The organism is Paraburkholderia sp. GAS32 (genome assembly GCF_050434225.1).
GTDB classification, from domain to species: Bacteria; Pseudomonadota; Gammaproteobacteria; order Burkholderiales; family Burkholderiaceae; genus Paraburkholderia; species Paraburkholderia madseniana.
Genome location: NZ_JBNPVS010000017.1, coordinates 1 through 25,577 on the forward strand (window position 1 = coordinate 1; position 25,577 = coordinate 25,577).

Annotated in this window: 24 protein-coding genes; 16 read left to right on the forward strand and 8 right to left on the reverse strand. The window is 62.0% G+C overall.

Annotated elements, in window-relative coordinates:
* Positions 1-461: 461 nt before the first annotated feature.
* Entirely contained in the window at positions 462-1,238 is a 777-nt protein-coding gene (locus tag P3T25_RS20825; protein ID WP_093643561.1) for an enoyl-CoA hydratase, read from the reverse strand.
* Positions 1,239-1,371: 133 nt separating this feature from the next.
* On the opposite strand from P3T25_RS20825, the gene paaN reads away from it, so the two are divergent.
* The 5 genes from paaN (at position 1,372) to paaK (ending at position 7,165) form a co-directional block, all read left to right on the forward strand.
* A complete protein-coding gene (paaN, locus tag P3T25_RS20830) occupies positions 1,372-3,072 on the forward strand; it encodes a phenylacetic acid degradation protein PaaN (RefSeq protein WP_429358881.1) in 1,701 nt (566 codons plus the stop codon).
* Positions 3,073-3,198: 126 nt separating this feature from the next.
* Entirely contained in the window at positions 3,199-4,401 is a 1,203-nt protein-coding gene (pcaF, locus tag P3T25_RS20835; RefSeq protein ID WP_171926391.1) for a 3-oxoadipyl-CoA thiolase, read from the forward strand.
* Between the two features lie 58 nt (positions 4,402-4,459).
* A complete protein-coding gene (gene paaG, locus P3T25_RS20840) occupies positions 4,460-5,251 on the forward strand; it encodes a 2-(1,2-epoxy-1,2-dihydrophenyl)acetyl-CoA isomerase PaaG (RefSeq protein ID WP_171926390.1) in 792 nt (263 codons plus the stop codon).
* Between the two features lies 1 nt (position 5,252).
* Complete coding sequence (gene paaI, locus P3T25_RS20845; protein ID WP_429358882.1) at positions 5,253-5,714, forward strand: hydroxyphenylacetyl-CoA thioesterase PaaI; 462 nt, start codon at positions 5,253-5,255, stop codon at positions 5,712-5,714.
* A gap of 146 nt (positions 5,715-5,860) precedes the next feature.
* Positions 5,861-7,165, forward strand: coding sequence for a phenylacetate--CoA ligase PaaK (gene paaK, locus P3T25_RS20850; protein WP_154566625.1), 1,305 nt, complete (start codon positions 5,861-5,863; stop codon positions 7,163-7,165).
* A gap of 286 nt (positions 7,166-7,451) precedes the next feature.
* Here paaK and mltA read toward each other — a convergent pair whose 3' ends face one another.
* Positions 7,452-8,576 (reverse strand): murein transglycosylase A, encoded by a 1,125-nt coding sequence (gene mltA / locus P3T25_RS20855; protein ID WP_154566626.1) that lies wholly within the window; start codon positions 8,574-8,576, stop codon positions 7,452-7,454.
* Between the two features lie 28 nt (positions 8,577-8,604).
* Here mltA and P3T25_RS20860 point away from each other — a divergent pair, with 28 nt between their 5' ends.
* Positions 8,605-8,766, forward strand: a complete 162-nt coding sequence (locus tag P3T25_RS20860) for a hypothetical protein (protein ID WP_166618334.1) — start codon at positions 8,605-8,607, stop codon at positions 8,764-8,766.
* A 46-nt stretch (positions 8,767-8,812) separates the two neighbouring features.
* Here P3T25_RS20860 and apaG read toward each other — a convergent pair whose 3' ends face one another.
* Positions 8,813-9,187 (reverse strand): Co2+/Mg2+ efflux protein ApaG, encoded by a 375-nt coding sequence (gene apaG / locus P3T25_RS20865; RefSeq protein WP_054036748.1) that lies wholly within the window; start codon positions 9,185-9,187, stop codon positions 8,813-8,815.
* A gap of 277 nt (positions 9,188-9,464) precedes the next feature.
* Between apaG and rpe the strand changes: the two genes are divergently transcribed.
* From rpe to P3T25_RS20905, 8 genes are all read left to right on the forward strand, one after another.
* On the forward strand, positions 9,465-10,148 hold the full coding sequence (gene rpe, locus P3T25_RS20870; protein ID WP_028199698.1) for a ribulose-phosphate 3-epimerase: 684 nt from the start codon (positions 9,465-9,467) through the stop codon (positions 10,146-10,148).
* Positions 10,149-10,185: 37 nt separating this feature from the next.
* Entirely contained in the window at positions 10,186-10,902 is a 717-nt protein-coding gene (locus P3T25_RS20875) for a phosphoglycolate phosphatase (protein ID WP_154566627.1), read from the forward strand.
* Positions 10,903-11,272: 370 nt separating this feature from the next.
* Positions 11,273-12,766, forward strand: coding sequence for an anthranilate synthase component I (gene trpE, locus P3T25_RS20880; RefSeq protein WP_054036746.1), 1,494 nt, complete (start codon positions 11,273-11,275; stop codon positions 12,764-12,766).
* 13 nt (positions 12,767-12,779) lie between these two features.
* The gene (locus P3T25_RS20885) at positions 12,780-13,367 is read left to right on the forward strand and encodes an aminodeoxychorismate/anthranilate synthase component II (protein WP_054036698.1); all 588 of its coding nucleotides are present in this window, start codon (positions 12,780-12,782) and stop codon (positions 13,365-13,367) included.
* Positions 13,368-13,384: 17 nt separating this feature from the next.
* Positions 13,385-14,416 carry an anthranilate phosphoribosyltransferase gene (gene trpD, locus P3T25_RS20890; RefSeq protein ID WP_154566629.1) on the forward strand — a complete coding sequence of 344 codons (1,032 nt, stop codon included), beginning with the start codon at positions 13,385-13,387 and terminating at the stop codon, positions 14,414-14,416.
* 18 nt (positions 14,417-14,434) lie between these two features.
* Positions 14,435-15,220, forward strand: a complete 786-nt coding sequence (gene trpC / locus P3T25_RS20895) for an indole-3-glycerol phosphate synthase TrpC (protein ID WP_429358883.1) — start codon at positions 14,435-14,437, stop codon at positions 15,218-15,220.
* 39 nt (positions 15,221-15,259) lie between these two features.
* Entirely contained in the window at positions 15,260-15,886 is a 627-nt protein-coding gene (locus P3T25_RS20900) for a CYTH domain-containing protein (protein ID WP_429358884.1), read from the forward strand.
* 90 nt (positions 15,887-15,976) lie between these two features.
* Positions 15,977-16,819 (forward strand): uracil-DNA glycosylase, encoded by an 843-nt coding sequence (locus P3T25_RS20905; RefSeq protein WP_429358885.1) that lies wholly within the window; start codon positions 15,977-15,979, stop codon positions 16,817-16,819.
* 138 nt (positions 16,820-16,957) lie between these two features.
* On the opposite strand, the gene P3T25_RS20910 is transcribed toward P3T25_RS20905, so the two are convergent.
* The 4 genes from P3T25_RS20910 to P3T25_RS20925 all read right to left on the reverse strand — a co-directional run bounded on the left by P3T25_RS20910 (position 16,958) and on the right by P3T25_RS20925 (position 21,616).
* Complete coding sequence (locus P3T25_RS20910) at positions 16,958-17,554, reverse strand: FMN-dependent NADH-azoreductase (protein WP_154566633.1); 597 nt, start codon at positions 17,552-17,554, stop codon at positions 16,958-16,960.
* Positions 17,555-17,708: 154 nt separating this feature from the next.
* Entirely contained in the window at positions 17,709-19,499 is a 1,791-nt protein-coding gene (locus P3T25_RS20915) for a M61 family metallopeptidase (RefSeq protein ID WP_429358886.1), read from the reverse strand.
* Between the two features lie 94 nt (positions 19,500-19,593).
* Positions 19,594-20,319, reverse strand: coding sequence for a DsbC family protein (locus P3T25_RS20920; RefSeq protein ID WP_154566635.1), 726 nt, complete (start codon positions 20,317-20,319; stop codon positions 19,594-19,596).
* 124 nt (positions 20,320-20,443) lie between these two features.
* Entirely contained in the window at positions 20,444-21,616 is a 1,173-nt protein-coding gene (locus tag P3T25_RS20925; RefSeq protein WP_429358887.1) for a UbiH/UbiF family hydroxylase, read from the reverse strand.
* 262 nt (positions 21,617-21,878) lie between these two features.
* Between P3T25_RS20925 and ychF the strand changes: the two genes are divergently transcribed.
* Positions 21,879-22,973 carry a redox-regulated ATPase YchF gene (gene ychF, locus P3T25_RS20930; RefSeq protein ID WP_154566637.1) on the forward strand — a complete coding sequence of 365 codons (1,095 nt, stop codon included), beginning with the start codon at positions 21,879-21,881 and terminating at the stop codon, positions 22,971-22,973.
* 86 nt (positions 22,974-23,059) lie between these two features.
* Here ychF and P3T25_RS20935 read toward each other — a convergent pair whose 3' ends face one another.
* Positions 23,060-24,040, reverse strand: coding sequence for a glycerophosphodiester phosphodiesterase family protein (locus P3T25_RS20935; RefSeq protein ID WP_429358888.1), 981 nt, complete (start codon positions 24,038-24,040; stop codon positions 23,060-23,062).
* 193 nt (positions 24,041-24,233) lie between these two features.
* On the opposite strand from P3T25_RS20935, the gene ugpB reads away from it, so the two are divergent.
* Complete coding sequence (gene ugpB, locus P3T25_RS20940; RefSeq protein WP_154566639.1) at positions 24,234-25,559, forward strand: sn-glycerol-3-phosphate ABC transporter substrate-binding protein UgpB; 1,326 nt, start codon at positions 24,234-24,236, stop codon at positions 25,557-25,559.
* Positions 25,560-25,577 lie beyond the last annotated feature (18 nt).

A 25,577-nucleotide genomic window follows, 5' to 3' on the forward strand; every position in this document is an offset into this window, starting at 1 on the left:
TACTGACGAATGATTAACCTGCCGGCGTGAATCCACCCCGACAGGAAAACCTTCCTTTAATACTCGTGTGAGACTTGATACTTTCGCTTCCGGCAGACCCCGAAGAGTCCACCGGCGCGTCGCGCATCAAGCGCCCACACTTATCGGCTGTTAATTTTTAAAGATCGATTACGCATTCACTACCGGACCAGCACCACGCAACATTGACATCAACCGTCAACATCACAACCACCCGGCACCGCTTCGTTCTGCGTCGCTGCATCAGCAGCAGAGAAACGAGATTATGAAGAACTTTCGCTACGCCGTCAACAGGTTTTTCTAACTTCCTGAACCCGCTCACATCGCGCAAAGCCTTGCCACTGCTGGCTCTCCCGCTCCCCGTGCCCCGGAGTCCGAAGCACGAAAGAGCGAGATTCTAGCGAGCCGGACGGCCCCTTGCAAGCGTTATTTTGACAAGCGTATTACCGATGCTTGAAAACCGGTTTGCGCTTCTCAACGAACGCGGCCATCCCCTCCTTCTGATCTTCCGTAGCGAAGAGCGAATGGAAGAGGCGGCGCTCGAAATGCACGCCCTCTGCAAGCGTCGTTTCGTATGCGCGGTTGACCGATTCCTTGATCATCATCACCGCCGGCAACGGGAATTCAGCGATGGTCGCGGCCGCAGCCACCGCCTCGTCAAGCAGCGAAGCCGCGGGAATCACCCGCGAGACCAATCCGGCACGCTCGGCCTCAGCAGCGTCCATGAAGCGGGCGGTCAGGCAGAGATCCATTGCCTTCGCCTTGGAGACCGCACGCGGGAGCCGTTGCGTGCCGCCAGCACCCGGCATGATGCCCAGCTTGATTTCCGGCTGGCCGAACTTCGCAGTGTCGGCGGCGAGAATGATGTCGCACATCATCGCCAGCTCGCAACCGCCGCCAAGCGCAAAGCCCGCCACTGCAGCAATAATCGGCTTGCGGATGGAGCGCACCGTTTCCCAGTTGCGGGTGATGTAGTCGCCTTTGTAGACGTCCATATAGGTATAGGTCGCCATCATGCCGATGTCGGCTCCAGCGGCGAACGCTTTTTCGCTGCCCGTCACCACGATCGCACCAATCGCGTCGTCGGCATCGAACTCTCGCAGCGCTGCGCCCAGTTCGTCCATCAACGCGTCGTTCAGTGCGTTCAACGCCTTCGGGCGATTCAATGTGACCAAACCGACCCGTCCACGCGTCTCAACAAGAATGTTTTCGTAAGCCATGCCGCCTCCTAATAGTTAATGGCGCGCAAAAAACGCTTCGCGCGGCTGTCTCAGTAATGCTACCATTCACCAACCAACCGGTCGGTCAATTATTCGACAGGCTTTTCCCAACGTACAGCCAAGCCCCACTGCCATGACACATCCGCTATTCACCAAGCACGAAGACACGCTGCAAAAGGCACTCACCGCGGTCGAAACGCGCGGCTACTGGAGTCCGTTCGTCGAGATGCCCAGTCCGAAAGTGTACGGGGAAACAGCTAGCGCAGACGGCGAAGCCGCATTCAAAGCGCTTCTGAACAAGACGTTCGAACTGGACCAGCCGTCGACCGGTGAAACCGTCGGCGCTGAGGTCTCGCCGTTCGGCTTCCCGCTCGGCGTGCGCTATCCAAAGGCCGATCCTGACACGTTGATCTCCGCAGCAGCCGCGGCACAGCGCGATTGGCGCGCGGCCGGCCCGCAGGCGTGGATCGGCGTGTGCCTCGAAATCCTCGCGCGCGTGAATCGCGCCAGCTTCGAAATCGGCTACAGCGTGATGCACACGACCGGCCAGGCTTTCATGATGGCCTTTCAGGCCGGCGGCCCGCATGCGCAAGACCGTGCGCTCGAAGCGGTCGTGTACGCGTGGGACCAATTGCGCCGTATTCCCGCAGACGCCCACTGGGAAAAACCGCAAGGCAAAAATCCACCGCTTGCGATGCACAAGCGCTACACAGTCGTGCCGCGCGGCACGGGCCTCGTGCTCGGCTGCTGCACCTTCCCGACATGGAACGGCTATCCGGGCCTCTTCGCTGATCTGGCCACCGGCAACACTGTCATCGTCAAGCCGCACCCGGGCGCGATTCTGCCGCTCGCGCTGACCGTGCGCATCGCGCGCGATGTACTGCGCGAAGCCGGATTCGATCCGAACGTTGTTACGCTGCTGGCCACCGAACCGAACGATGGTGCGCTGGTTCAGGACCTGGCTCTGCGCCCTGAAATCAAATTGATCGATTTCACGGGCAGCACGCAAAACGGCACCTGGCTCGAGCGCAATGCACACCAGGCTCAGGTCTACACCGAAAAAGCCGGCGTCAATCAGATCGTGATCGACTCGGTCGACGACATCAAAGCCGCCGCTCGCAATATCGCCTTCTCGCTCGCGCTGTACTCGGGACAAATGTGCACCGCGCCGCAGAACATCTACGTGCCGCGCAACGGCATCCGCACGGCTGAAGGCACACTCGGCTTCGACGAAGTCGCTCAGGCTATCGCCGGCGCCGTGCAGAAACTGGTCGCCGACCCGGCTCGCGCCGTTGAGCTGCTCGGTGCGATCCAGAACGAAGGTGTCACCCAGCGCATCGAGGAAGCCAGCAAGCTCGGCCGAGTTCTAGTAGAGAGCCAATCGCTGGAACATCCGGCTTTTGCCGACGCCCGTGTGCGCACACCGCTCGTGCTCCAACTGGACGCCGCCACCGACCACGCGCAGTTCACCAAAGAATGGTTCGGCCCGATCTCATTCGTGATCGCGACGGAGTCGACCGCGCAGTCGCTCGACCTTGCCGGCGCAATCGCTGCTGAGCATGGCGCACTGACGCTGTCGGTCTACAGTACGGACGAAGCCGTGCTCGACGAAGCGCACGAAGCATCGATCCGCGGCGGCGTAGCACTCTCGATCAATTTGACGGGCGGCGTATTCGTCAATCAGTCGGCGGCCTTCTCCGACTTCCACGGCACGGGCGCAAACCCGGCCGCAAATGCCGCGCTGGCCGACGCAGCCTTCGTCGCAAACCGCTTCCGCGTCGTACAAAGTCGCGTTCATGTTGAACCGAAAGCGGCGCCGGCGGTAGCTGGCTGAATGGCATAAGACAAAAGCACGGCTTTCGTCCTATGCCGTTTGGCCGAATGGACCGAGCCGTGCACCCTAACTAACATGAGACATCGGGTTGGCAAGTCCCGCCGATCCGTTCCAGCAGGAACCCACATGAACGACGCCTTCATTTGCGACGCGATTCGCACCCCAATCGGCCGCTACGGCGGCGCCCTGAAGGATGTCCGCGCCGACGACCTCGGCGCGGTACCGATCAGGGCGTTGATCGAACGCAATGCCAGTGTCGACTGGCAAGCCCTCGACGACGTGATCTATGGCTGTGCCAATCAGGCTGGTGACGACAACCGCAACGTGGCTCGCATGGCGGCTTTGTTGGCCGGCTTGCCCACGGCTGCGTCAGGCACAACCATCAACCGTCTGTGCGGCTCGGGTATGGACGCGGTCGGCACTGCGGCGCGCGCCATCAAGGCCGGCGAAGCGCGGCTGATGATTGCAGGCGGCGTCGAAAGCATGACGCGCGCGCCATTCGTGATGGGTAAGGCCACCAGTGCATTTTCACGGCAGGCCGATATTTACGACACGACTATCGGCTGGCGTTTCATCAATCCGCTGATGAAGCGTCAATACGGCGTCGATTCGATGCCGGAGACCGCGGAAAACGTGGCCGTCGAGTTCGGCGTAAGCCGTGCGGATCAGGACGCCTTTGCTCTGGCGAGTCAGCAAAAAGCAGCTCGCGCGCAGCGCGACGGCACGCTCGCTCAGGAAATCGTCGGCGTTGAAATTGCGCAGAAGAAAGGCGACCCCGTACGCGTGACGCTCGACGAGCATCCGCGTGAAACGTCGCTCGAAAGTCTGGGCAAGCTCAAGGGCGTGGTCCGTCCCGACGGCAGCGTGACCGCCGGCAATGCATCGGGTGTGAACGACGGCGCGTGTGCGCTGCTGCTCGCGAATCAGGAAGCTGCCGATCAATACGGATTGCGTCGCCGCGCACGCGTGGTGGGCATGGCAACGGCGGGCGTGGAGCCGCGCATTATGGGCATCGGCCCGGCGCCGGCCACACAAAAGCTGTTGAAGCAATTGAACATGACACTCGAGCACTTCGACGTGATCGAGTTGAACGAAGCCTTCGCGTCGCAGGGACTGGCAGTCTTGCGCACGCTAGGCCTGCGCGACGACGATCCGCGTGTCAATCCGAACGGCGGAGCGATTGCGCTCGGCCACCCGCTCGGCGCTTCCGGCGCGCGTTTGATCACTACCGCGCTTTATCAGTTGGAACGAATCAACGGCCGCTTTGCGCTTTGCACGATGTGTATCGGCGTCGGCCAAGGCATTGCACTGGTAATCGAGCGGCTCTGACACTAACGCCGCTTCGCCCACTGCGCCGCCGATCAAAGAGACTTTGAGGAGACACCCAATGTCATATGAAGCGATTCGCCTCGACATCGATACATCGAGCCGCGTAGCGACCATCACACTGAACCGCCCGGACAAGCTCAACAGCTTTACCCGCGCGATGCACCAGGAATTGAACGACGCACTCGGCCAGGTCGAAGCGTCCGGCGCACGCGCGCTCGTGCTGACCGGTGCGGGCCGCGGCTTCTGCGCAGGACAAGATCTCGCGGATCTCGACTTCACGCCAGGCGCGATGACCGATCTGGGCGAACTGATCGACGCGCATTTCAATCCGCTGATTCGCCGCCTGCAAGCACTGCCGTTGCCCGTGATTGCCGCGGTCAACGGCACGGCCGCCGGTGCCGGCGCCAATCTCGCGCTGGCTTGCGATCTCGTGCTTGCCGCTCGTTCGGCCAACTTTATTCAGGCATTCGTGAAGATCGGTCTCGTGCCGGATTCGGGCGGCACGTGGTTCCTGCCGCAACGCGTCGGCATGGCCCGCGCCTTGGGTCTCGCCATCACTGGCGACAAACTGAGCGCGGAGAAAGCCGAAAGCTGGGGGCTGATCTGGCAAGCGGTTGACGACACCGAGCTAGCTGCCACGGCAAGCAAGCTCGCGGCCCAACTAGCGCAGCAGCCCACGCGCGCTATCGCTGCGATCAAGCAGGCAATGCGCGCCGGCGCGACGCAAACGCTGGATCAGCAGCTCGATCTCGAACGCGATCTGCAACGCGAACTCGGTGCTTCGCACGATTACGCGGAAGGCGTGCAGGCGTTCGTGGAAAAACGCGCACCGCGCTTCGAGGGTCGCTGATATGTCCGCACAAGCAAACCACGCGGCCCAAATGACACCCGACGAACTCGCTCGCGCAACCGCGGCTGCCATGTACGAAAACGACGCGTGCAGCCGGGCGCTCGGCCTCGAAATCGTAGAAGTGCGCCCAGGATACGCGCGCCTGCGCATGGCCGTGCGCGACGATTTCCTCAACGGCCATCAGATTTGCCACGGTGGCCTGATTTTCACGCTCGCTGATTCGACGTTCGCTTTCGCGTGCAACACGTACAACATCAACACCGTCGCAGCGAGCTGCTCGATCGAGTTCCTGCGGCCGGTAAAAGGCGGCGACGTGTTGACTGCCGAAGCGGTCGAGCAAACCCTGAGCGGCCGCACTGGCATTTACGATATTCGCGTCACGAATCGCGCAGAGGAGACCGTGGCGATGTTTCGCGGCAAATCGGCACAGATCAAAGGCAACCTGATTCCTACCGGCGATTGAACAGCAGATTGAACGGCAGAGCCGCGATATGTTCGCGACCGATTGCCAGCACCTATATAGATAGTAGATAGCAGCGAGTCCCCGGTTTCTGCGCGCAAGCGCACCGCACCCCAGACCCAAGCATTGAGGCAGCAAGGAGACATTCGATGACCACCGCCCTTCCGCTCGATCCCATCGAGACAGCCAGCCGCGACGAACTCGCCGCGCTCCAACTCGAACGGCTCAAATGGTCGCTGAACCACGCTTATGAGAATTCGCCTGTGTATCGGCAAAAATTCGATGAAGCCGGCGTTCACCCGAGCGAAGTGAAGACTCTCGCGGACCTGGCGCGCTTCCCGTTCACCACCAAGAAGGATCTGCGCGACAGCTACCCGTTCGGCATGTTCGCGGTGCCGCAGGAACAGATTTCGCGGATCCACGCATCGTCCGGGACAACGGGCAAGCCGACGGTCGTTGGCTACACGGCGCGCGATATCGATACGTGGGCGAATCTCGTCGCACGTTCGATCCGTGCCGCGGGCGCGAAGCGCGGCGACAAGGTTCACGTGAGTTACGGCTACGGTCTGTTCACAGGCGGCCTGGGCGCGCACTACGGCGCCGAGCGCGCCGGGCTGACGGTGATCCCGTTCGGCGGCGGTCAGACTGAAAAGCAGGTGCAACTGATTCAGGACTTCCGGCCCGACATCATCATGGTGACGCCGAGCTATATGTTGTCGATCGCCGACGAACTCGAACGGCAAGGCGTCGATCCGGCGAATTGCTCGCTGCGCCTCGGCATCTTCGGTGCGGAACCGTGGACCAATGACATGCGCCAGGCGATCGAAAAGCGCATGGGCATCGATGCTGTGGATATCTACGGTCTGTCTGAAGTGATGGGACCTGGTGTCGCCTCGGAATGCGTCGAGACCAAAGATGGCCCGACCATCTGGGAAGACCATTTCTACCCCGAAATCATCGATCCCGAAACCGGCGAAGTGCTGCCGGACGGCGAGCTCGGCGAGCTGGTATTCACCTCGTTGACCAAGGAAGCGCTGCCGATCGTCCGTTACCGAACGCGCGATCTGACCCGCCTCCTGCCGGGCAGCGCACGCACCATGCGCCGGATGGAAAAGATCACGGGCCGCTCGGACGACATGATGATCGTGCGCGGCGTCAACGTGTTCCCGACGCAGATCGAAGAATTGCTACTCAAGCAACACGCCCTCGCGCCGCACTATCAAATCGTGCTGACGAAGGAAGGCCCGCTCGATGTATTGACGTTGAACGTCGAGCCGTGCCCGGAATCAGCGCCGGATACTGCTGCACTGACCACGGCGAAGCAGGCGTTGACCTATGACATCAAGGCGTTGATCGGTGTGAGCGCAGTTGTAAACGTGCTGGCTGTAAATGGGATCGAGCGTTCGGTGGGCAAAGCACGGAGGGTGGTGGACAAGCGGAAGTCGGGGCTTTAAGCAATGCGCCGAAACGCCGAAGGTTGATGCTTGATAGCGGGGCTGATCGGCGTCAGCGCCGTTATCAAATGTGCTGGTCGTGAACCGGGATTAACCGTGCGGTGAGCAAAGCACAGCACGTGGCTAACGAGCGAACGCTGGGATAACCAACGCCAACGGCAGAGTCCGTATCTGGAAGCTTTGTCGCGAACAGATACCGCAACATGCCAAGCGAATTAGCCAAGCGGCGGTTTTCAGCTATTCAACTAAGAACCTGGAAACCCGCCGCCGCCCCTTCGCCAAACCTTCACGAATTCGGCAACAACAACCACATCCGGCCGCCCTGCTTCATCTTGCCGGCCAGATCGCCGGCATCGTCGCCGAGGCCCCAGAAGTAATCCGCGCGCACGCCGCCTTTGATCGCGGAACCCGTGTCCTGAGCAAAGACGAGGCGATTCATCGGCGAGTTTGTCAACGGACGCGTGGTCTGCAAGAACACCGGCGTCCCGAGCGGAATCGAAGTGGGATCCACCGCGATCGACCGCTCCGGCGTCAACGGCACACCCAACGCACCGATCGGCCCATCCGCACCGCCGCTCGGCGCACTCTCGCCGGACGGCATCTCGCGGAAGAACACGAAACGCGGATTGGTATCGAGCAGCGCGTCAACCCGCGTCGGATTCGCGCGCGCCCATGCCTTGATGCCTTGCATGGTCGCCTGCGCCGGCGTCAGTTCACCGCGATCGAGCAGCCACCGCCCAATCGACTTGTACGGTTGATTGTTCGTGCCGCCAAATCCGACCCGCATCACGCTGCCGTCTTCCATCACGACGCGCCCGGAGCCTTGCACCTGCAGGAAGAACGCTTCGATCGGATCGTCGACCCACACGAGTTCATTGCCGTTGAGCACACCCGCACGCTCGAGTTGCGCGCGCGCCGGCAGCGGTGCACCCGCGCGATAACTTGATGGCCAGCGGTACAGCGCCGTCTGATACACACCATGCCGCGTGCGCGAACCGCGCAGCAACGGCTCGTAGTAGCCGGTGACGAGACCATCGAGCGTGCCGTCGTTATTGGCTAACTGGAACGGCGTGAAATAGGCTTCGAAAAATGCCCGCGCACTGGTGACGTCCAGATCGTCGATCTGCGAGGCTGCCGCGCATGCACGGGCCCAGTTCGGTTGACGCGCAAGCCTCAGGCAGTTTTGCCGCAATGCGGCCGTCGCGCCGATCAGCGAATCGTCCTGCCACCCCGGCACCTGCTGCCAGGCCACGGCTGTCAGCCGCGTCGCGGCGATCTGCCCGGGTATAATCGCGGCGCCCGTGGGCGGCGAAACCGAAGGCCGGACTGCGCCGCCGCCACCGCAGGAAGCCAGCATTACCGCCACCGAAAGCGCGCCGAGCCATGCTCCGGCCGTGCGGACAAAACGCATACAATGTTCGTTCTTGATGGAAACCGCCATGTCTGATCTGTTCGACGAATACCCGATGCTCATCTTCGCGCTGGAATCGCTCCTCGCGCTCTTCCTGCTCGTCTTTATCGTTGTCTGGACGTCGTCCGGCAAGAAGAAGGCCGCCCGCGCCGCCAGCGATGAACAGCAAAAGCAGCAAAAATCCCTGTAAAGCTGCGCCGTAAAGCTTTTTAAAGACCGCGAGCCGCGCCCTCGGTTCAATGCAAAGTACGCGGCATCCGCAGAATGAACTCGGGTACCGGTGCGTCGAAGCGCTCGCCGTCCTCCGCCACGCAGAAATAGTCGCCACGCATAGTGCCGACGGGCGTGGCGATCACGGCCCAACTCGTATATTCGAAGTGCTCGCCCGGTTTGAGCAGCGGCTGATGCCCGACCACGCCCAGGCCTTTCACTTCCTGCACATTGTTTTCGCTGTCGGTGATCACCCAGTGACGCGCAATCAACTGCGCGGGCACCTGACCGCTGTTACGGATGGTCAGCGTGTATGCAAACGCATACTGGCGGCGCTCCGGGTCCGACTCTTCGGGCAGAAACTGCACCTGCGCCGAGACGCTGAATTCGTACTGGCTCATCCTGATTCCGGTCTGGTGAAACGGAGTGTGAAAAATCGCGGGAAGCCCCGAACGCCAATGGTTTGCGGGCACATTGGCGAAGCGGCGCCTATGGTTTGGCATTCTGCTTGATGCGGGGCATGCCCGCAACCGGACAAATCCCTCTGGCCAAGGGCCGTTAAGGCGTTTTGTCACTTTTGCCGTGCGTTTTCGGTGTCGGCCTCAACTCGCCCGCAAGCCGGTTCCGAAGCGTACAAACCGGTAAAATAGCGTTTTCCCGCTTGCATCCGCCCCCGCCATGACGCAATTCCGCATCGCCCCCAGCATTCTGTCCGCCGATTTCGCCCGCCTCGGCGAAGAAGTCCGCAACGTTGTCGCCGCTGGCGCCGACTGGATTCACTTCGACGTAATGGACAACCATTACGTGCCGAACCTGACAATCGGCCCGCTCGTCTGCGAAGCGATCCGCCCGCACGTGGACGTGCCGATTGACGTACACCTGATGGTGCGCCCGGTCGACCGCATCGTGCCGGACTTCGCCAAGGCCGGCGCGAATCTGATCAGCTTTCACCCGGAAGGCTCGGACCATATCGACCGCACGCTGTCGCTGATTCGCGACCACGGTTGCAAGGCCGGCCTCGTGTTCAACCCGGCCACGTCGCTGAACCATCTGGACTACGTGATGGACAAGGTCGATCTGGTGCTGATCATGTCGGTGAATCCGGGCTTCGGCGGTCAATCGTTCATTCCTGAGGCGCTCGTCAAACTGCGCGAAGCGCGCAAGCGGATCGATGCTTACAAGGAAAAGACCGGCCGCGAGATTCATCTCGAAGTGGACGGCGGCGTGAAGGTCGACAACATCGCCGAAATCGCGGCGGCTGGCGCGGACACGTTCGTGGCAGGCTCGGCGATCTTCGGCGCGCCGGATCACAAGGCGGTGATCGACAAGATGCGCGCCGCACTCGCCAACATCGAGCACTGATCGCGCACCGATCGAGCACTGATATCCCGCACTAAAGATGACGACTCCGTTCCCTGCCCCGACCTTCACCGGCCCGCGCCTGCAAGCCGCGATCATCGACCTCGACGGCACGATGATCGATACCGCAGACGATTTCACCGCCGGCCTGAACGGCATGCTTGCGCAACTCGATGCGGCGGAAACCTCGCGCGAGGAAGTGGTCGGCTACATCGGCAAGGGTTCGGAGAATCTGATTCGCCGTGTGCTGGCCGAGCGCTTCGAAACGGACCACGCACAAGACCGTTTCGACGAAGCGCTCGCGATCTATCAGGAGGAGTACGCCAGGATCAACGGCGTGCACACGCGGCTGTATCCCGAGGTCGAAGCCGGCCTCAGCGCCATGCGCGACGCCGGCCTCAAACTCGCCTGCGTCACCAACAAGCCGCACCGCTTCGCAGTCGAATTGCTGGAGCAATACGGGCTCAGCCAGTATTTCAGCGTCGTGCTCGGCGGCGACAGCCTGCCGAAAAAGAAGCCGGATCCGCTGCCGATGATCACCGCCGCGGCGCAGCTAGGCGTCACACCGGAAACCACGGTCGCCATCGGCGATTCGGAAAACGACGCACTGGCAGGCCGCGCGGCGGGCATGGCAACGCTGACGCTGCCGTACGGCTACAACCACGGCCGAGCTATACAAGAAATAAAATCCGATGGTATAGTTGCCTCGCTGCTCGATGCCGCCAAGGCTATCGCAGCGCACCATTCCACGACCTGAAAAGTCCCTCATCCTCATGTTTCTGAATAAAAAACGGAGTCTGATTAGCATCGACCGGGGAGCCTGGCCCTGGCGTCGCTGGTCGCGCTAACCTCGCCTGAGGTACGCTGAAGCTCGTCTTCGGCAACCGTTTTTTACTTCGCTGCGCTAACGCGTTTTTTCCATCACCTTGTTTCGCTGCATCGGTTGATTTGGCGTTCGTGTACCCGCAAAGTACATCTGTGCGCTGAAACCCCTTGCATGCGTCGATGGGAAACTCGCGCCGGTCGGTATCATCGTGTCGAAACGTCGAACGAACGCCTGACCGGCTGCGTAACGCCCCGCTTTGTCCGACGCATAGTGCCGTCTGACGTACGTACAGGATCGGAACATGACCGAACTCGAATTCCAGTCCCTCGCCAACGAGGGTTTCAACCGCATTCCGCTAATCGCCGAAGCGCTCGCCGACCTAGAAACGCCGCTCTCGCTGTACCTGAAGCTTGCGCAAAGCGAACGCAACGGCGCCAACTCGTTCCTACTGGAATCGGTGGTGGGCGGTGAGCGTTTTGGCCGCTATTCATTCATCGGCTTGCCGGCGCGCACGCTGCTGCGCACCCGCAACGGCGTATCGGAAGTGGTGCGGGACGGCAAAGTCGTCGAAACGCACGAGGGCGATCCACTCGAGTTCATCCAGCAATTCCAGGGCCGCTTCAAAGTGGCGCAGCGCCCCGGTCTGCCGCGTTTCGCGGGCGGTCTGGCGGGCTACTTCGGCTATGACGCAGTGCGTTACATCGAGAAAAAGCTCGCGCACACCGCGCCGAAAGACGATCTGAACCTGCCGGACATTCAGTTGCTCCTCACCGAAGAAGTCGCGGTGATCGACAACCTCGCGGGCAAGCTCTACCTGGTGGTTTACTCCGATCCGACGCAACCCGAGGCATACACAAAAGCCAAGCAGCGTCTGCGTGAATTGCGTCAGCGTTTGCGCACGACCGTGCAGCCGCCGGTCACGTCGGCCAGCGTGCGCACCGAGACCTACCGCGAGTTCGCCAAAGACGATTATCTGGCCGCCGTGCGCCAGGCGAAGGAATACATCGCCGCCGGCGAGTTGATGCAAGTGCAGGTCGGCCAGCGTCTGATCAAGCCGTACCGCGACAATCCGCTGTCGCTGTATCGCGCGCTGCGCTCGCTGAATCCGTCGCCCTATATGTACTTCTACAACTTCGGCGACTTCCACGTGGTCGGCGCGTCGCCGGAAATTCTGGTGCGCCAGGAAAAGCGTGGCGAAGACCGCATCGTGACGATCCGGCCGCTCGCCGGCACCCGTCCGCGCGGCAACACGCCGGAACGCGATGCCGAACTCGCCACCGAACTGCTGAACGATCCGAAGGAAATCGCCGAACACGTGATGCTGATCGACCTCGCGCGTAACGACGTGGGCCGTATTTCGCAGATCGGTTCGGTGGTCGTCACCGATCAGATGGTGATCGAGAAGTACTCGCACGTGCAGCACATCGTGAGCTCGGTCGAAGGCAAGCTCAAGCCCGGCACCACCAACTTCGACGTGCTGCGCGCCACCTTCCCGGCCGGCACCTTGTCCGGCGCGCCGAAGGTTCGCGCGATGGAATTGATCGACGAACTGGAACCGGTGAAACGTGGCCTCTACGGCGGCGCCGTCGGTTATCTGTCGTTCACCGGCGAAATGGATCTGGCGATCACGATCCGCACTGGCGTGATCGCAAACGGCAATCTGTACGTGCAGGCGGCAGCGGGTGTAGTCGCGGATTCGGTGCCGGAATCCGAATGGCAAGAGACCGAGAACAAGGCGCGCGCTGTCTTGCGCGCCGCCGAGCAGGTTCAAGACGGCCTCGATAGCGACTTCTGACCGGAGACACACCATGCTGCTTATGATCGACAACTACGACTCGTTCACCTACAACCTGGTGCAGTACTTCGGCGAACTCGGCGAAGACGTGCGCACCTATCGGAACGACGAAATCACGCTGGACGAAATTGCCAAGCTCAACCCGGAGCGCATTTGCCTGTCGCCCGGCCCGAGCAACCCGCAACACGCCGGCATCACCCTCGACGTGCTGCGCGAATTCGCCGGCAAGACGCCGATTCTCGGCGTATGCCTCGGCCATCAGGCGATCGGCGAAGCATTCGGCGGCCGCGTGGTGCGCGCGCAAACCATCATGCACGGCAAGGTAAGCACGATCGAAACCGACTGCAAAGGCGTATTCGCCGATCTGCCGAAGCACTTCGTCGTGACCCGCTACCACTCGCTCGCGATCGAACGCGAATCGCTGCCGGATTGCCTCGAAGTGTCCGCATGGACTGAGGACGGCGAAATCATGGGCGTGCGTCACAAGGAACTGGCCGTTGAAGGCGTGCAGTTCCATCCGGAATCGATCCTGTCCGAACATGGCCACGCCTTGCTCGAAAACTTCGTGAAGCAGTCCAAGACTGCTCACCGCACCGCTTGATAAAGAGAGACGAAATCATGTCGATTACGCCCCAGGAAGCGCTGCAACGCACGATCGAGCACCGCGAAATTTTTCACGACGAAATGCTGCACCTGATGCGGCTCATCATGCGCGGCGAACTGTCGCCCGTGATGTCGGCGGCGATCATCACCGGCTTGCGCGTCAAAAAAGAGACCATCGGCGAAATCACCGCCGCCGCCACGGTGATGCGTGAATTTGCCCGGCACGTAGAGGTGCAGGACAACTCGAACTTCGTCGATATCGTCGGCACCGGCGGCGACGGATCGCACACCTTCAATATTTCCACGGCGACGATGTTCGTCTCAGCCGCGGCGGGCGCCAAAGTCGCGAAGCACGGTGGCCGCGGCGTGTCGAGCAAGTCGGGCAGCGCAGACGTGCTCGAAGCGCTCGGCGTGAACATCGATCTGCAACCGGAACAGGTGGCGGCGTCGATTGCGGAAACTGGCATGGGCTTCATGTTCGCGCCGAACCATCATCCGGCCATGAAGAACATCGCGCCGGTGCGCCGCGAACTCGGCGTGCGGACCATCTTCAATATTCTTGGGCCGCTGACCAATCCGGCCGGCGCGCCTAATCAACTGATGGGCGTGTTCCACGGGGACCTCGTCGGTATTCAGGTGCGCGTGATGCAGCGCCTCGGCGCGAAGCACGTGCTGGTGGTGTACGGTATGGACGGCATGGACGAGGTCTCGCTCGGCGCGGCGACGCAAGTCGGCGAGCTGCGCGACGGCCAGATCCACGAGTACGAAATTCACCCGGAAGACTTCGGCATGCAGATGGTGTCGAACCGCACGCTGAAAGTGGCCGACGCGGCCGAATCCAAAGTGATGTTGCTCGAAGCGCTCGACAACAAGCCCGGCGTCGCGCGTGAGATCGTCACGCTGAACGCGGGCACGGCGCTCTATTCGGCGAATGTGGCGGCCTCGATTGCGGACGGCATCCAGTTGGCGCGCGAAGCGATCGCAAGCGGCAAGGCACGCGCGAAGGTCGACGACCTGATCCGCTTCACCCAGCAATTCAAGCAGTAATTACGTAGCGAGACACTCATGAGCGACATCCTCGACCGCATCATCGCGGTCAAACGCGAAGAAGTCCGCGCGGCTGAACAGAGCGCGCCGCTCGAAGCGCTGCGCCTCGAAGCATCGTCGCGCGACATCCGCGATTTTGTCGGCGCATTGCGCGCGAAACACGCGGCCGGTCTGGCCGCGGTGATCTCCGAAGTGAAGAAGGCGAGCCCGTCGAAAGGCGTGCTGCGCGAAAACTTCGTCCCCGCCGAGATCGCGCGTTCGTATGAGAAGCACGGTGCCGCCTGCTTATCCGTGCTCACCGACGTCCAGTTCTTCCAGGGCAGCGTGGCGTATCTCGAGGAGGCGCGCGCCGCCTGCAGTCTGCCGGTGCTGCGCAAAGACTTCATCGTGGATCCGTACCAGATCGTCGAAGCCCGCGCGATGGGTGCCGACGCGATCCTGCTGATCGCTGCCGCTCTGGAAACCTCGCAGATGCAGGACCTCGAAGCGCTCGCGCATTCGCTGGGCCTCGCGGTGCTGGTCGAAGTGCATGACCACAATGAACTGATGGAATCGCTGAAGTTGAAGACGCCGCTGATCGGCATCAACAACCGCAATCTGCGCACCTTCGAAACGTCGATCGAGACGACCATCGGCATGCTCGAATCGATTCCGCACGACCGTATCGTCGTCACGGAGTCGGGCATTCTGTCGCGTCAGGATGTCGAACGTCTGCGGGCGATGGACGTGCATACGTTCCTCGTCGGCGAGGCGTTCATGCGTGCGGAAGAGCCGGGTGTGGAACTTGCGCGGATGTTTTTCTAAGCGCGATTTCAACATTCAGCGGACGTAGCGGAGCACACGATGGGCATGGAACGTGAAATTAAGCTGGCACTGCCGGTGAGTCAGGTGGAAGCGGCGACGCAGTGGTTTGTCGCGCGCACTGGCGAAGCGGGTCGCCCGATCGAGTTGGCGAATATCTACTTCGACACGCCCGGGCTTGCGCTGGCTACATCGAAAAGCGCGCTGCGGCTGCGGCATACGCCGGACGGCTGGCTGCAAACGTTCAAAACGGTGGGCAACGCGAAAGACGGGCTCCATAGCCGGCACGAGTGGGAAATGCCGGTCGCGGGCGAGAAACTCGAAATCGACACGCTGCTGCACGCATGCGACGAACCCGCTGCCGCTGAGGCCTTGCGTCAGGCGGCGCCGGAGTTGATCGAACTGTTCCGCACGAATTTCACGCGCACGTTGTGGAATGTCTCGCTGGACGGCTCGCAAGTCGAAGCCGCGATCGACCAGGGCGACGTGCTCGCCGAAGTGAACGGTGAAACCCGCCGCGCGCCGATCTCCGAAGTCGAACTCGAACTGAAATCCGGCGACGAAGCCGCACTCAACACGCTCGCGAGCGAACTCGGCAAACAGGTCACCGGCCTTGCACCGGACAACATTAGCAAGGCACAACGCGGGTATCAGTTGCGGGCGGCTTAAGCCCTCGGCGTGTGTGATCAAGAGGTACACAGCGCCCGAGCAGCACCTACACCTTGAGCCAGCCCGCATTTGCTGCGACACTTCCCCGCCATGACCTCAGCTTCCCGCACCCGCTCCAATTCGTCGCAAGCCTCGTTGTTCGGCGACGCCTCTGCCACGCCGGCCGGCGCAACCGCGCAGCCGGAGCCGACACGCACAGCCGCAGGCTCGCCGCCGCCGACGCTCGAAGCCCAATTCGCCGCCCTGCCCCCGGCTTGGCGCACACACCTCAATCCGTTCATCGAAAGCGACGCCTACGAGCCCTTGTGCCGTTTCGTCGACGGTGAGCGCGCGGCCGGCAAAACCGTCTATCCCGCCGACGTCTTCCGCGCCCTGCGCCTCACCAGTCCCGACGAAGTCAAAGTCGTGATCCTCGGGCAGGACCCGTATCACGGCGAAGACCGCGGCACGCCGCAAGCACACGGACTGGCGTTTTCAGTCGCGCCGAACGTGCGCACGCCGCCGTCGCTACGCAACATCTTCAAGGAAATCGCCGCGAGCCTCGGCCACGAACCGCCGCGTCATGGCTGCCTCGACACATGGGCCAAACAGGGCGTGCTGCTGTTGAACACAGTGCTGACCGTCGAGCGCGATTCGGCCGCGAGTCACGCGAAACGCGGCTGGGAGAAATGCACCGACACGCTGATCCACGAACTGGCCATGCGTCATGACGGCCTCGTGTTCATGCTGTGGGGCGCGCATGCGCAAGCCAAGCGCGCGCTGCTCGGCGGCAAGTCGCATTACGTGCTGGAAGCACCGCATCCGTCGCCGCTGTCGGCGCATCGTGGCTTTCTCGGTTGCGGGCACTTTGCGTCGGCCAACGAATATCTCGTGAAGCACGGCCGCGAACCGATCGACTGGCGCTTGCCCGACGAAGCGCAGATGCTGGCATAACGCTCGTCGCGCGAAGCGCACCGACACCGGCTACCAAAGACCACCGCCGCAAAAACAAAAACGCCACGGCATTCACACCCCGTGGCGTTTTTCATTCCACCGCGCCGCGATCACGCCGCGCGAGACAAACCTCACACCTTACGCAGCAGCGATCGCTTCACGCGCGCCAGCCAACGCGGCGCTCGCAGCGTCCGGGCCCATGTTCAGGCCTTCAGCGTAGATGAAGTTCACATCGGTCATGCCGAGGAAGCCGAGGAAGCTCTTCAGGTACGGCGTTTGGCTGTCGTTCGGGGTGCCGACATACTTGCCGCCGCGTGCCGAAACCACGTGAACCTTCTTACCCTTCACGAGGCCTTCCGGACCGTTCGCCGTGTACTGGAACGTGATGCCGGCGCGTGCGATGAAGTCGAAGTACGTCTTCAGTTGCGACGAGATGCCGAAGTTGTACATCGGTGCGCCGATCACGATGATGTCGGCGGCTTGCAGTTCGGCGATCAGCGCTTCGCTGCGTGCAGCGATCGCGACTTGTTCCGGCGTGCGCTGGTCAGCCGGCGTGAAGAACGCGCCGAGGACGGCGTCGTCCAGGTGCGGCAGCGGTTCAGCTTGCAGGTTACGGACGACGACTTGCGCGCCCGAATTCGATTGTTGCAGCTTTGCGGTCAGTTCGTTGACGAGAAGCGTCGAGTTCGCGCCTTGCGAGCGAGCTGCCGAGTTAATTTGCAGGATCGTGGTCATGGTTGACTCCAGTAGGGGCGCGCAGTTTTGCGCGAGTGGAGCCATTGTGATTTTTAACCGACCCGGGAAAAAGCCATCCGGCAGCGAAGGATTGTTGCACTGATAGAACAATCCCACGCCATGAACTTTCGATTAGCAACAGCATGGATTACGATCAGCTTGCCAGCCAACGCTCCAGCGCCTTGCGCGCGGCAGGCCGTTTATCGCTGACGGTCAGCTTGTAGCGCGCCACGTCAGGCCCGTCCAGCTTGACTTGCGCGGTGCGCAGCTCGTCGCGGCGGAAGGCGTGAACCTCGACCTTCGCACCCGGCAGATAGCGCGACAGTAGCGAATCAAGATTCGAGCCGGTTACGCGCAGACCGTCGAGCGCGATCAGCACGTCGCCTGCCGAGAGGCCGGCCTTTTGCGCCGCGCTGCCGTCGTGAACGGCCGCCAGCGTGCAATCCGCGCCGCCGCGCACGCGCGCGCCGAGCGACGGCTTGCCATTCTTCTCGAGCTCGGGTGCGAGCGTGACGCCAAAAGGCGCGAGCAGCGTATCGAGGGGCAGATCGCGCGTGCCGTGTACGGCTTCAGCGAACAACTCGGCCAGTTGCACACCGGTCGCTTCGGCAAAAATCGCCTCGATCTCGCTTTCTTCGACACCGACGGGCTTGCCGCGGTAGAAGTCGCGCCCGAAGCGCTGCCACAGCAGGCGCATCACGTCGTCGAGCGATTTGCGGTTGTTAGTCTGCGCACGAATCGTCAGATCGAACGCAAGCGCGACGAGCGAGCCCTTGGTGTAATAGCTGACGATCGCATTCGGCGCGTTTTCATCCTGCCGATAGTATTTGACCCAGGCGTCGAACGAGCTTTCGGCCACCGTCTGCTTCAGACGGCCGCTGCCACGCTGCACGCCACCGACTACCTTGCCGAGCAGGCCGAAATAGTCGTCTTGCGAGATCAGGCCGCTGCGCACGAGGATCAGATCGTCGTAGTAAGAAGTGAAGCCTTCGAACAGCCACAGCAGCGACGTGTAGTTTTCGACGCTCAGGTCGTACGGCGCGAACACGGCCGGCTTGATGCGCTTCACGTTCCAGGTGTGGAAGTATTCGTGACTGCACAGACCGAGGTAGGTTCGGTAGCCCTCGGTGGGCGCGTCGCGGCCTTCCACCGGCAGATCGCCCCGGTTGCAGATCAACGCCGTCGAGGCTCGATGCTCCAGTCCGCCATAGCCATCGGTGACGGCCTGCGTCATGAACACGTAGCGATCCATGGGCGCTTTCTTCGACTTCGGCTCGAACAGCGCGATCTGCGTTTCGCAGATACGCTTCAGATCGGCGGACAGACGGGCCATATCGAGCCCGATCACGCGACCTGCGATCACGATGTCGTGCGGCACGCCGTGCGCCTTGAAGGTTGCAAGCGCGAATTCGCCCAACGTCACCGGATGATCGATCAACTCGTCGTAGTTCTGCGCGCGATACTCGCCGAAGCCATAGCGCTTCGTGCCGCGCGCTTCCGGCAACGCCGTGGCGACGCGCCAGTCGCGATACGCCGCGCCTTCCGGCTTCTGGATATCGACCACGCACTGCGCGTCCTCGTGACCGAGCGGCGACAGAAATACACTGGTGCCGTTGAAGAAGCCCGTCGTGTCATCAAGATGCGCAGCGCGCACCGACAGATCCCATGCATACACCTCGTAGCGCAGCGTCAGCGCGCCTTTGACCGGCGCCGCCTGCCACGTGTGCTTGTCGGTCTTTTCGACACGCACCTTGCGGCCGGCGTCATTGGTAGCCCGCAACGTGACGATGTTGCGCGCGAATTCGCGCACCATGTAGCTGCCCGGAATCCAAACCGGCAGCATGAAACGCTGGCCGGCCGGATCGGGATCGGCGACGGTCACGGTGACTTCGAACAGGTGGGCGGCGGGTTGCTTCGGAACGATGGTGTAGCGGATCGGCTTCATCGGCGGCGATTAGGTGATTTCAGGCGGGGATGTGCGGACTTGATGTGAAAGGAGGCGCACTGCGCGCCTCCTTTCTTCGACTGGTGCTGCGTGCTCAGCGCACGGCGGACATTTCCTTGTCCAGCCGGTCGGCCGGCACGGCGCCGGGCAGGCGGCGACCGTCGGCGAGGAACACCGTGGGCGTGCCGTCGACGTTCATCGCGCGGCCGAGCGCCAGGTTCTTGTCGATCGCGGCGGTGTCGCAGGTGCCGGCTGCCGTGGGCGCCTGACGATCCTGCATCCACGATTCCCACGCCTTCGCGCGGTCGGTCGAGCACCAGATCGACTTCGACTTGGCGGTCGAATCCGGCGACAGCACCGGGTACAGGAAGGTGTAGACCGTGACGTTATCGATCGACTTGAGCGTGGTTTCGAGCTGCTTGCAGTACGGGCAGTTCGGATCGGAGAACACGGCGATCTTGCGCGCGCCGTTGCCCTTCACGACCTTCACCGCGTTCGCGAACGGCAGGCTCGCGAAGTCGATCCGGTTGGTCTCCGCCAGACGCGCTTCGGTCAGATTCTTGCGGGTCTTCGCGTCGACAATGTCGCCGAGCATGAGGTAATCGCCATTCGCATCGCTATAGATGATCTGCGTGCCGAGATTCACTTCGTAGAGACCGGCAACCGGCGACTTCGTCACGCTCTTGATCGTCACGTCGGTCAGACGCGTTTGCAGGGTGGCTTTGAGCTTGTCGGTGGCTTGGTCGGCCTGCGCGGAGCAGCCGATTGCCACGGCAGCGATCGCGAGCGCGACGGCCGCGATGCGGAAGGATTTTTTCATGCTTAATTCCTGGAGTTCGATCGCGCGTGACGCGCGTTTTTTGGGACGTTTCTGGTCTGACCAGAATGGCGTCCATCCGTTCATGATACCCGTCTCGCCGGCTGGGTATGCCGGGTAGACCGCTTTACCCTAGCGCGGCCGACACCAGCCAGCGCTTGATGAACGGCTGCGCGCCGACAAATGCCATGCCGGTATTGCGCAATACCTTGGCAAACGGACCGGGCGCCGAGAAGAGCTTTTGCAGGCCGTCGGTGGCGATCATCAGCGCGCGGATGTCTTCGCGGCGGGCACGCTCGTAGCGGCGCAGCAGCACCATGTCGCCGAGATCGCGGAACGCTTCCTTGCCGGCGACCGTCTCGGCAAGCGCCGCGACATCGCGCAAACCGAGGTTCATGCCCTGGCCCGCCAACGGGTGAATCAGATGCGCGGCATCGCCAACCAGCGCGACGTGCGGCGCCACGAGCTTATCGACGGTTTGCAGCGCGAGCGGGAAGCCTTGCGCGGGCGTCACGCATTCCAAAGCGCCGAACTGCTCGCCCGTCACGCGCTCGACTTCAGCCGCGAGTTGCGCCGGATCGAGCGCGAGCAGTTGCTCGGCGTGCTCGGTGCGCGCCGACCAGACCAGCGACACGTGGCCGTCCGGCATCGGCAGCAGCGCGATGATTTCGCCGTCCCTGAACCATTGATAGGCGGTTTCGCTGTGCGGCTTTTCGGCCTTGAAATTCGCGACCACGCCGGTTTGCTTGTAGTCGCGCCGGTCCATTTTCGAGCCAATCTGCGCGCGCACCCACGAATGCGCCCCGTCCGCGCCGACCACCAGATCGGCCTCGAGCACGTTGCCGTTGGCGAGACCGACGCTCGCGCCATCCGCGGTAAAGTCGAGCGCCTGCGCACGCGTGTCGATCCAGGTGAGATTCGGCTGGAAACGCAGCGCGGCATCCAGTGCGCGCTCGATCACCGACGACTCGACGATCCACGCCAGTTGCGGCACGGACGCCTGAAACGCGGAAAAGTGGAGTTCAGCATGCGCATCGCCATAGACGCGCATGTCGTAGACGGGCCCGAGCCTGGACAGATCGAGCGCCTGCCAGACCCGCAACCGCTCCAGCAGAGCCTGTGAACTCGACGACAGCGCGTAGACCCGCGAGTCGAAGGTGGCGCCGGCGGCCAGCGCCGCACAGGGTTGCGCGAGCAGCGACACGCGCAGTCCGCCTTGCGTCAGCGCCAGCGCCGCGGTCTTGCCGACGAGCCCGCCACCGATCACGGCGGCATCAAAGGTCTGGTGGTGTGCGTTCATCCGCGCATTATAGCCGCGGGGGTTGCGGGGGACGGATCGAGCGCCCCGCTTTACCGCAGGCAGATCAAGAACCCCATCCGAACGGGTTACAATTGCGTTTTTCGTGACAAAACTCGCCCAGAATCGTCGAGGCAACGCCCCGGTCTGGTGTCTTGTCCCGCTCCGCTGCACTCGCTTCGCCCCGCCAAACGCGAAGGCTTTCCGAATCCTGCACACAGCGTCGAGCGCATCACGCAACTTACTGATTCACTGAAGGATTTCCATGAGCCTCAAATGCGGCATCGTCGGCTTGCCTAACGTCGGCAAGTCCACCCTGTTCAACGCGCTGACCAAGGCGGGTATTGCCGCCGAAAACTACCCGTTCTGCACGATCGAGCCGAACGTCGGCATTGTCGAAGTGCCGGACGCACGTTTGAAGGCCCTCGCCGAAATCGTCAAACCGGAGCGCATCCTGCCGGCCGTGGTGGAATTCGTCGACATCGCCGGTCTCGTGGCCGGTGCGAGCAAGGGTGAAGGTCTGGGCAACCAGTTCCTCGCGAACATCCGCGAAACCGATGCGATCACGCACGTGGTGCGCTGCTTCGAAGACGACAACGTGATCCACGTCGCGAACAAGGTCGATCCGCTGTCGGATATCGAAGTGATCAACACCGAGTTGGCGCTGGCCGACCTCGCGACCGTCGAAAAAGCGCTGTCGCGCTATTCGAAGGCCGCCAAGTCGGGTAACGACAAAGAAGCCATCAAGAACGCCGCCGTGCTGGAAAAGGTGCGCGCGCAACTCGACCAGGCCAAGCCGGTCCGCGCGCTCGACCTGTCGGATGAAGAAAAGGCCACGCTCAAGCCGTTCTGCCTGATCACCGCCAAGCCGACCATGTACGTCGCCAACGTGAAGGAAGGCGGTTTCGAGAACAACCCGCATCTGGACGCGGTGTCGAAGTTCGCGGCAGCGGAAAACGCGCCGGTCGTTGCGGTGTGCGCCGCGATCGAAGCGGAAATCGCCGACCTCGAAGAAGCGGATATGGAAGTGTTCCTCGCCGACATGGGCATGCACGAGCCGGGCCTGAACCGCGTGATCCGCGCGGGTTTCAAGTTGCTGGGCCTGCAAACCTACTTCACGGCCGGCGTGAAGGAAGTGCGCGCATGGACGATCCATGTCGGCGACACGGCACCGCAGGCAGCAGGCGCGATTCACACCGACTTCGAGCGCGGCTTCATTCGCGCGCAGACGATCGGCTTCACCGATTTCATCACCTACAAAGGTGAACAAGGCGCGAAGGAAGCCGGCAAGATGCGTGCGGAAGGTAAGGAATACGTCGTCCATGACGGCGACGTGATGAACTTCCTGTTCAACGTTTGAGGCTTCGCCTCGGCGTCAGGCGGTGGCCAGCGAAAGGCTGAACTCCGCCGTAATGGAAGAAGAAGGCCCGCGAAATGCGGGCTTTTTTATTGCCTGCTCTGCGCCCCCTGCCGGGCCTCACATCGCAGCGGCATAGCCATACTTGCCTTGACTGCCGCCATCTGCAGCGGCGAATCGACCAGCACCGCGTCGATCCCCAGACAGGCCGCCGCCCGATAATCGTCCGGGTCGTTCACCGCGATCGCGACGATCCGCACATCGGGCTTCTGCCGGAAGCACGCGACCGTCGCGGGCGTCCACAAGCTTGCCTGCACATCCGAGCGTCCCTCGCCAAGCGTGAATTTTTCCACCACCGTCATCTGCCGGTGCAATTCGAACGCCGTGGCGGTGTGTTCAGCCGGCGCGTCCACACAACCCTGGTTGAGCAGCACGCGCACGAGCCGCGCCCGTGTCGTGTCCCGCGACTCGAACAGCTTGGCATGTGGATATACGGCGAAACTCTGCTGATAGTCCGCTTCCGTCGAATAGATCGATACGCGGGGCCACGCGTTTTCTTCGTCCAGCACACGTGCCACCGCCAGCGCCTGCGGCGCGGCGGGCAGCGCTTTCATATCGAGGATGATCGGCATGGCGGGCGGAATTGCTTGCAACGCTTGCCGCAGCGTCGGAATACCAATCGGGTGATCACGATAGGGATACGCGTCGCCACGGCGGAAATTCCAGCCGGCGTTCATACGCGCGAGTTCTGCCACCGTGAATGCGGACACCGGCCCTTTCGTGTCGGTCAATGCCGACAGATCGGCCGGGCGGTACAACACCGGCACGCCGTCCTTGCTCAACTGAACCGTAAGCCACATAGCGTCGGCACGATGGGCGATCGACTGCCGAATCGCTTCGAGCGTGTTTTCGGGCGCGTCGCCAGTGCCGCCGCGATGCGCGATGATCTTCGGCAACGAGGTCACCGTCGACGGCCCGTTATTCGTCGTGGTGGGCGTCAGTGCACATCCCGCGAGCAGGATGAGACTCGCTATCGAGCCGAAAACCGCCAATCGTACTGAACTCTGCATCTGGAATCCTGATTAATAAGCACGCTGATCAAGCGTGCATTGTTTCCGTTTCGTGACAGCCGATGTTAAATTGCGGCAGTCGGCGCCTGTCAAAAAGCGGGCCTCCGCCAGGCACCTGACGCCGGACTGTCATCGAACACAAATAGAATCGCGCGATTCCCATCTGCGCCCGTTCCGACAAGGAGATCAATCGATGCGTTGCAAGCCGTTATTCCGTTCACTTTCCGTTGCCGCCGTGCTGAGCCTCGGCATTAGCCAGGCAGCCCATGCCGCCACTGAAATCCAGTTCTGGCACGCCATGGAAGCCGCCCTCGGTGAGCGTCTGAACGACATCGCCAACGCGTTCAACGCGTCGCAAAGCGACTACAAGATCGTACCGGTGTTCAAGGGCAGCTACGACCAAACCCTCGCCGCCGGCATCGCGGCTTATCGCAGCGGCAACGCGCCGGCCATTCTGCAGGTCTACGAAGTCGGCACCGCGACAATGATGCAGGCGAAGAAAGCCGTGATCCCGGTCTCGGAAGTATTCAAGCAAGCCGGCGTACCGCTCGACGAAAAGGCCTTCGTGCCGACCATCGCCAGCTATTACAGCGACTCCAAGACCGGCGAACTGATCTCGATGCCATTCAACAGCTCGACGCCAGTGTTGTACTACAACAAGGACGCGTTCAAGAAAGCCGGGCTCGATCCGAATCAGCCGCCGAAAACCTGGGCCGAATTGCAGGTGGACGCACAGAAGCTGAAGGCGTCGGGCATGGCGTGCGGTTATTCGTCGGGCTGGCAGAGCTGGATTCAGCTCGAAAACTATAGCGCCTGGCATGGCGCCCCGTTCGCGTCGAAGAACAATGGGTTCGACGGCGCCGACGCGCAGCTCGAATTCAACAAGCCGCTGCAGGTCGCGCACATCCAGTTCCTGCAGAACATGCAGAAGGAAGGCACCTTCACGTACGTCGGCCGCAAGGACGAACCGGTGTCGAAGTTCTATAGCGGTGACTGCGGGATCATCACGAACTCGTCGGGCTCGCTTGCCACGATCAAGAAGTACGCGAAGTTTAATTTTGGCACCGGCATGATGCCGTACGACGCCAGCGTGAAGGGCGCGCCGCAGAACGCGATCATCGGCGGAGCGAGCCTGTGGGTGCTGTCGGGTAAAGATCCGGCGGTGTACAAGGGCGTGGCGAAATTCATGTCTTATCTGTCGTCGGCGCCGGTTGCCGCGAAGTGGCACCAGGACACCGGCTATCTGCCGGTCACAACCGCCGCGTATCAGCTGACCCAGCAGCAAGGCTTCTACGAGAAGAATCCGGGCAGCGATACCGCGATCAAGCAGATGCTCAACAAACCGCCGCTGCCGTACACGAAAGGCTTGCGTCTGGGCAACATGCCGCAGATCCGCACCGTGATCGACGAAGAACTCGAACAGGTGTGGGCGGACAAGAAGACGCCGCAACAAGCGCTCGATTCGTCGGTGTCGCGTGGCGACGAGTTGCTGCGCCGCTTCGAGAAAGCCGGTAACTAACCAAGCACGAACCGGCAA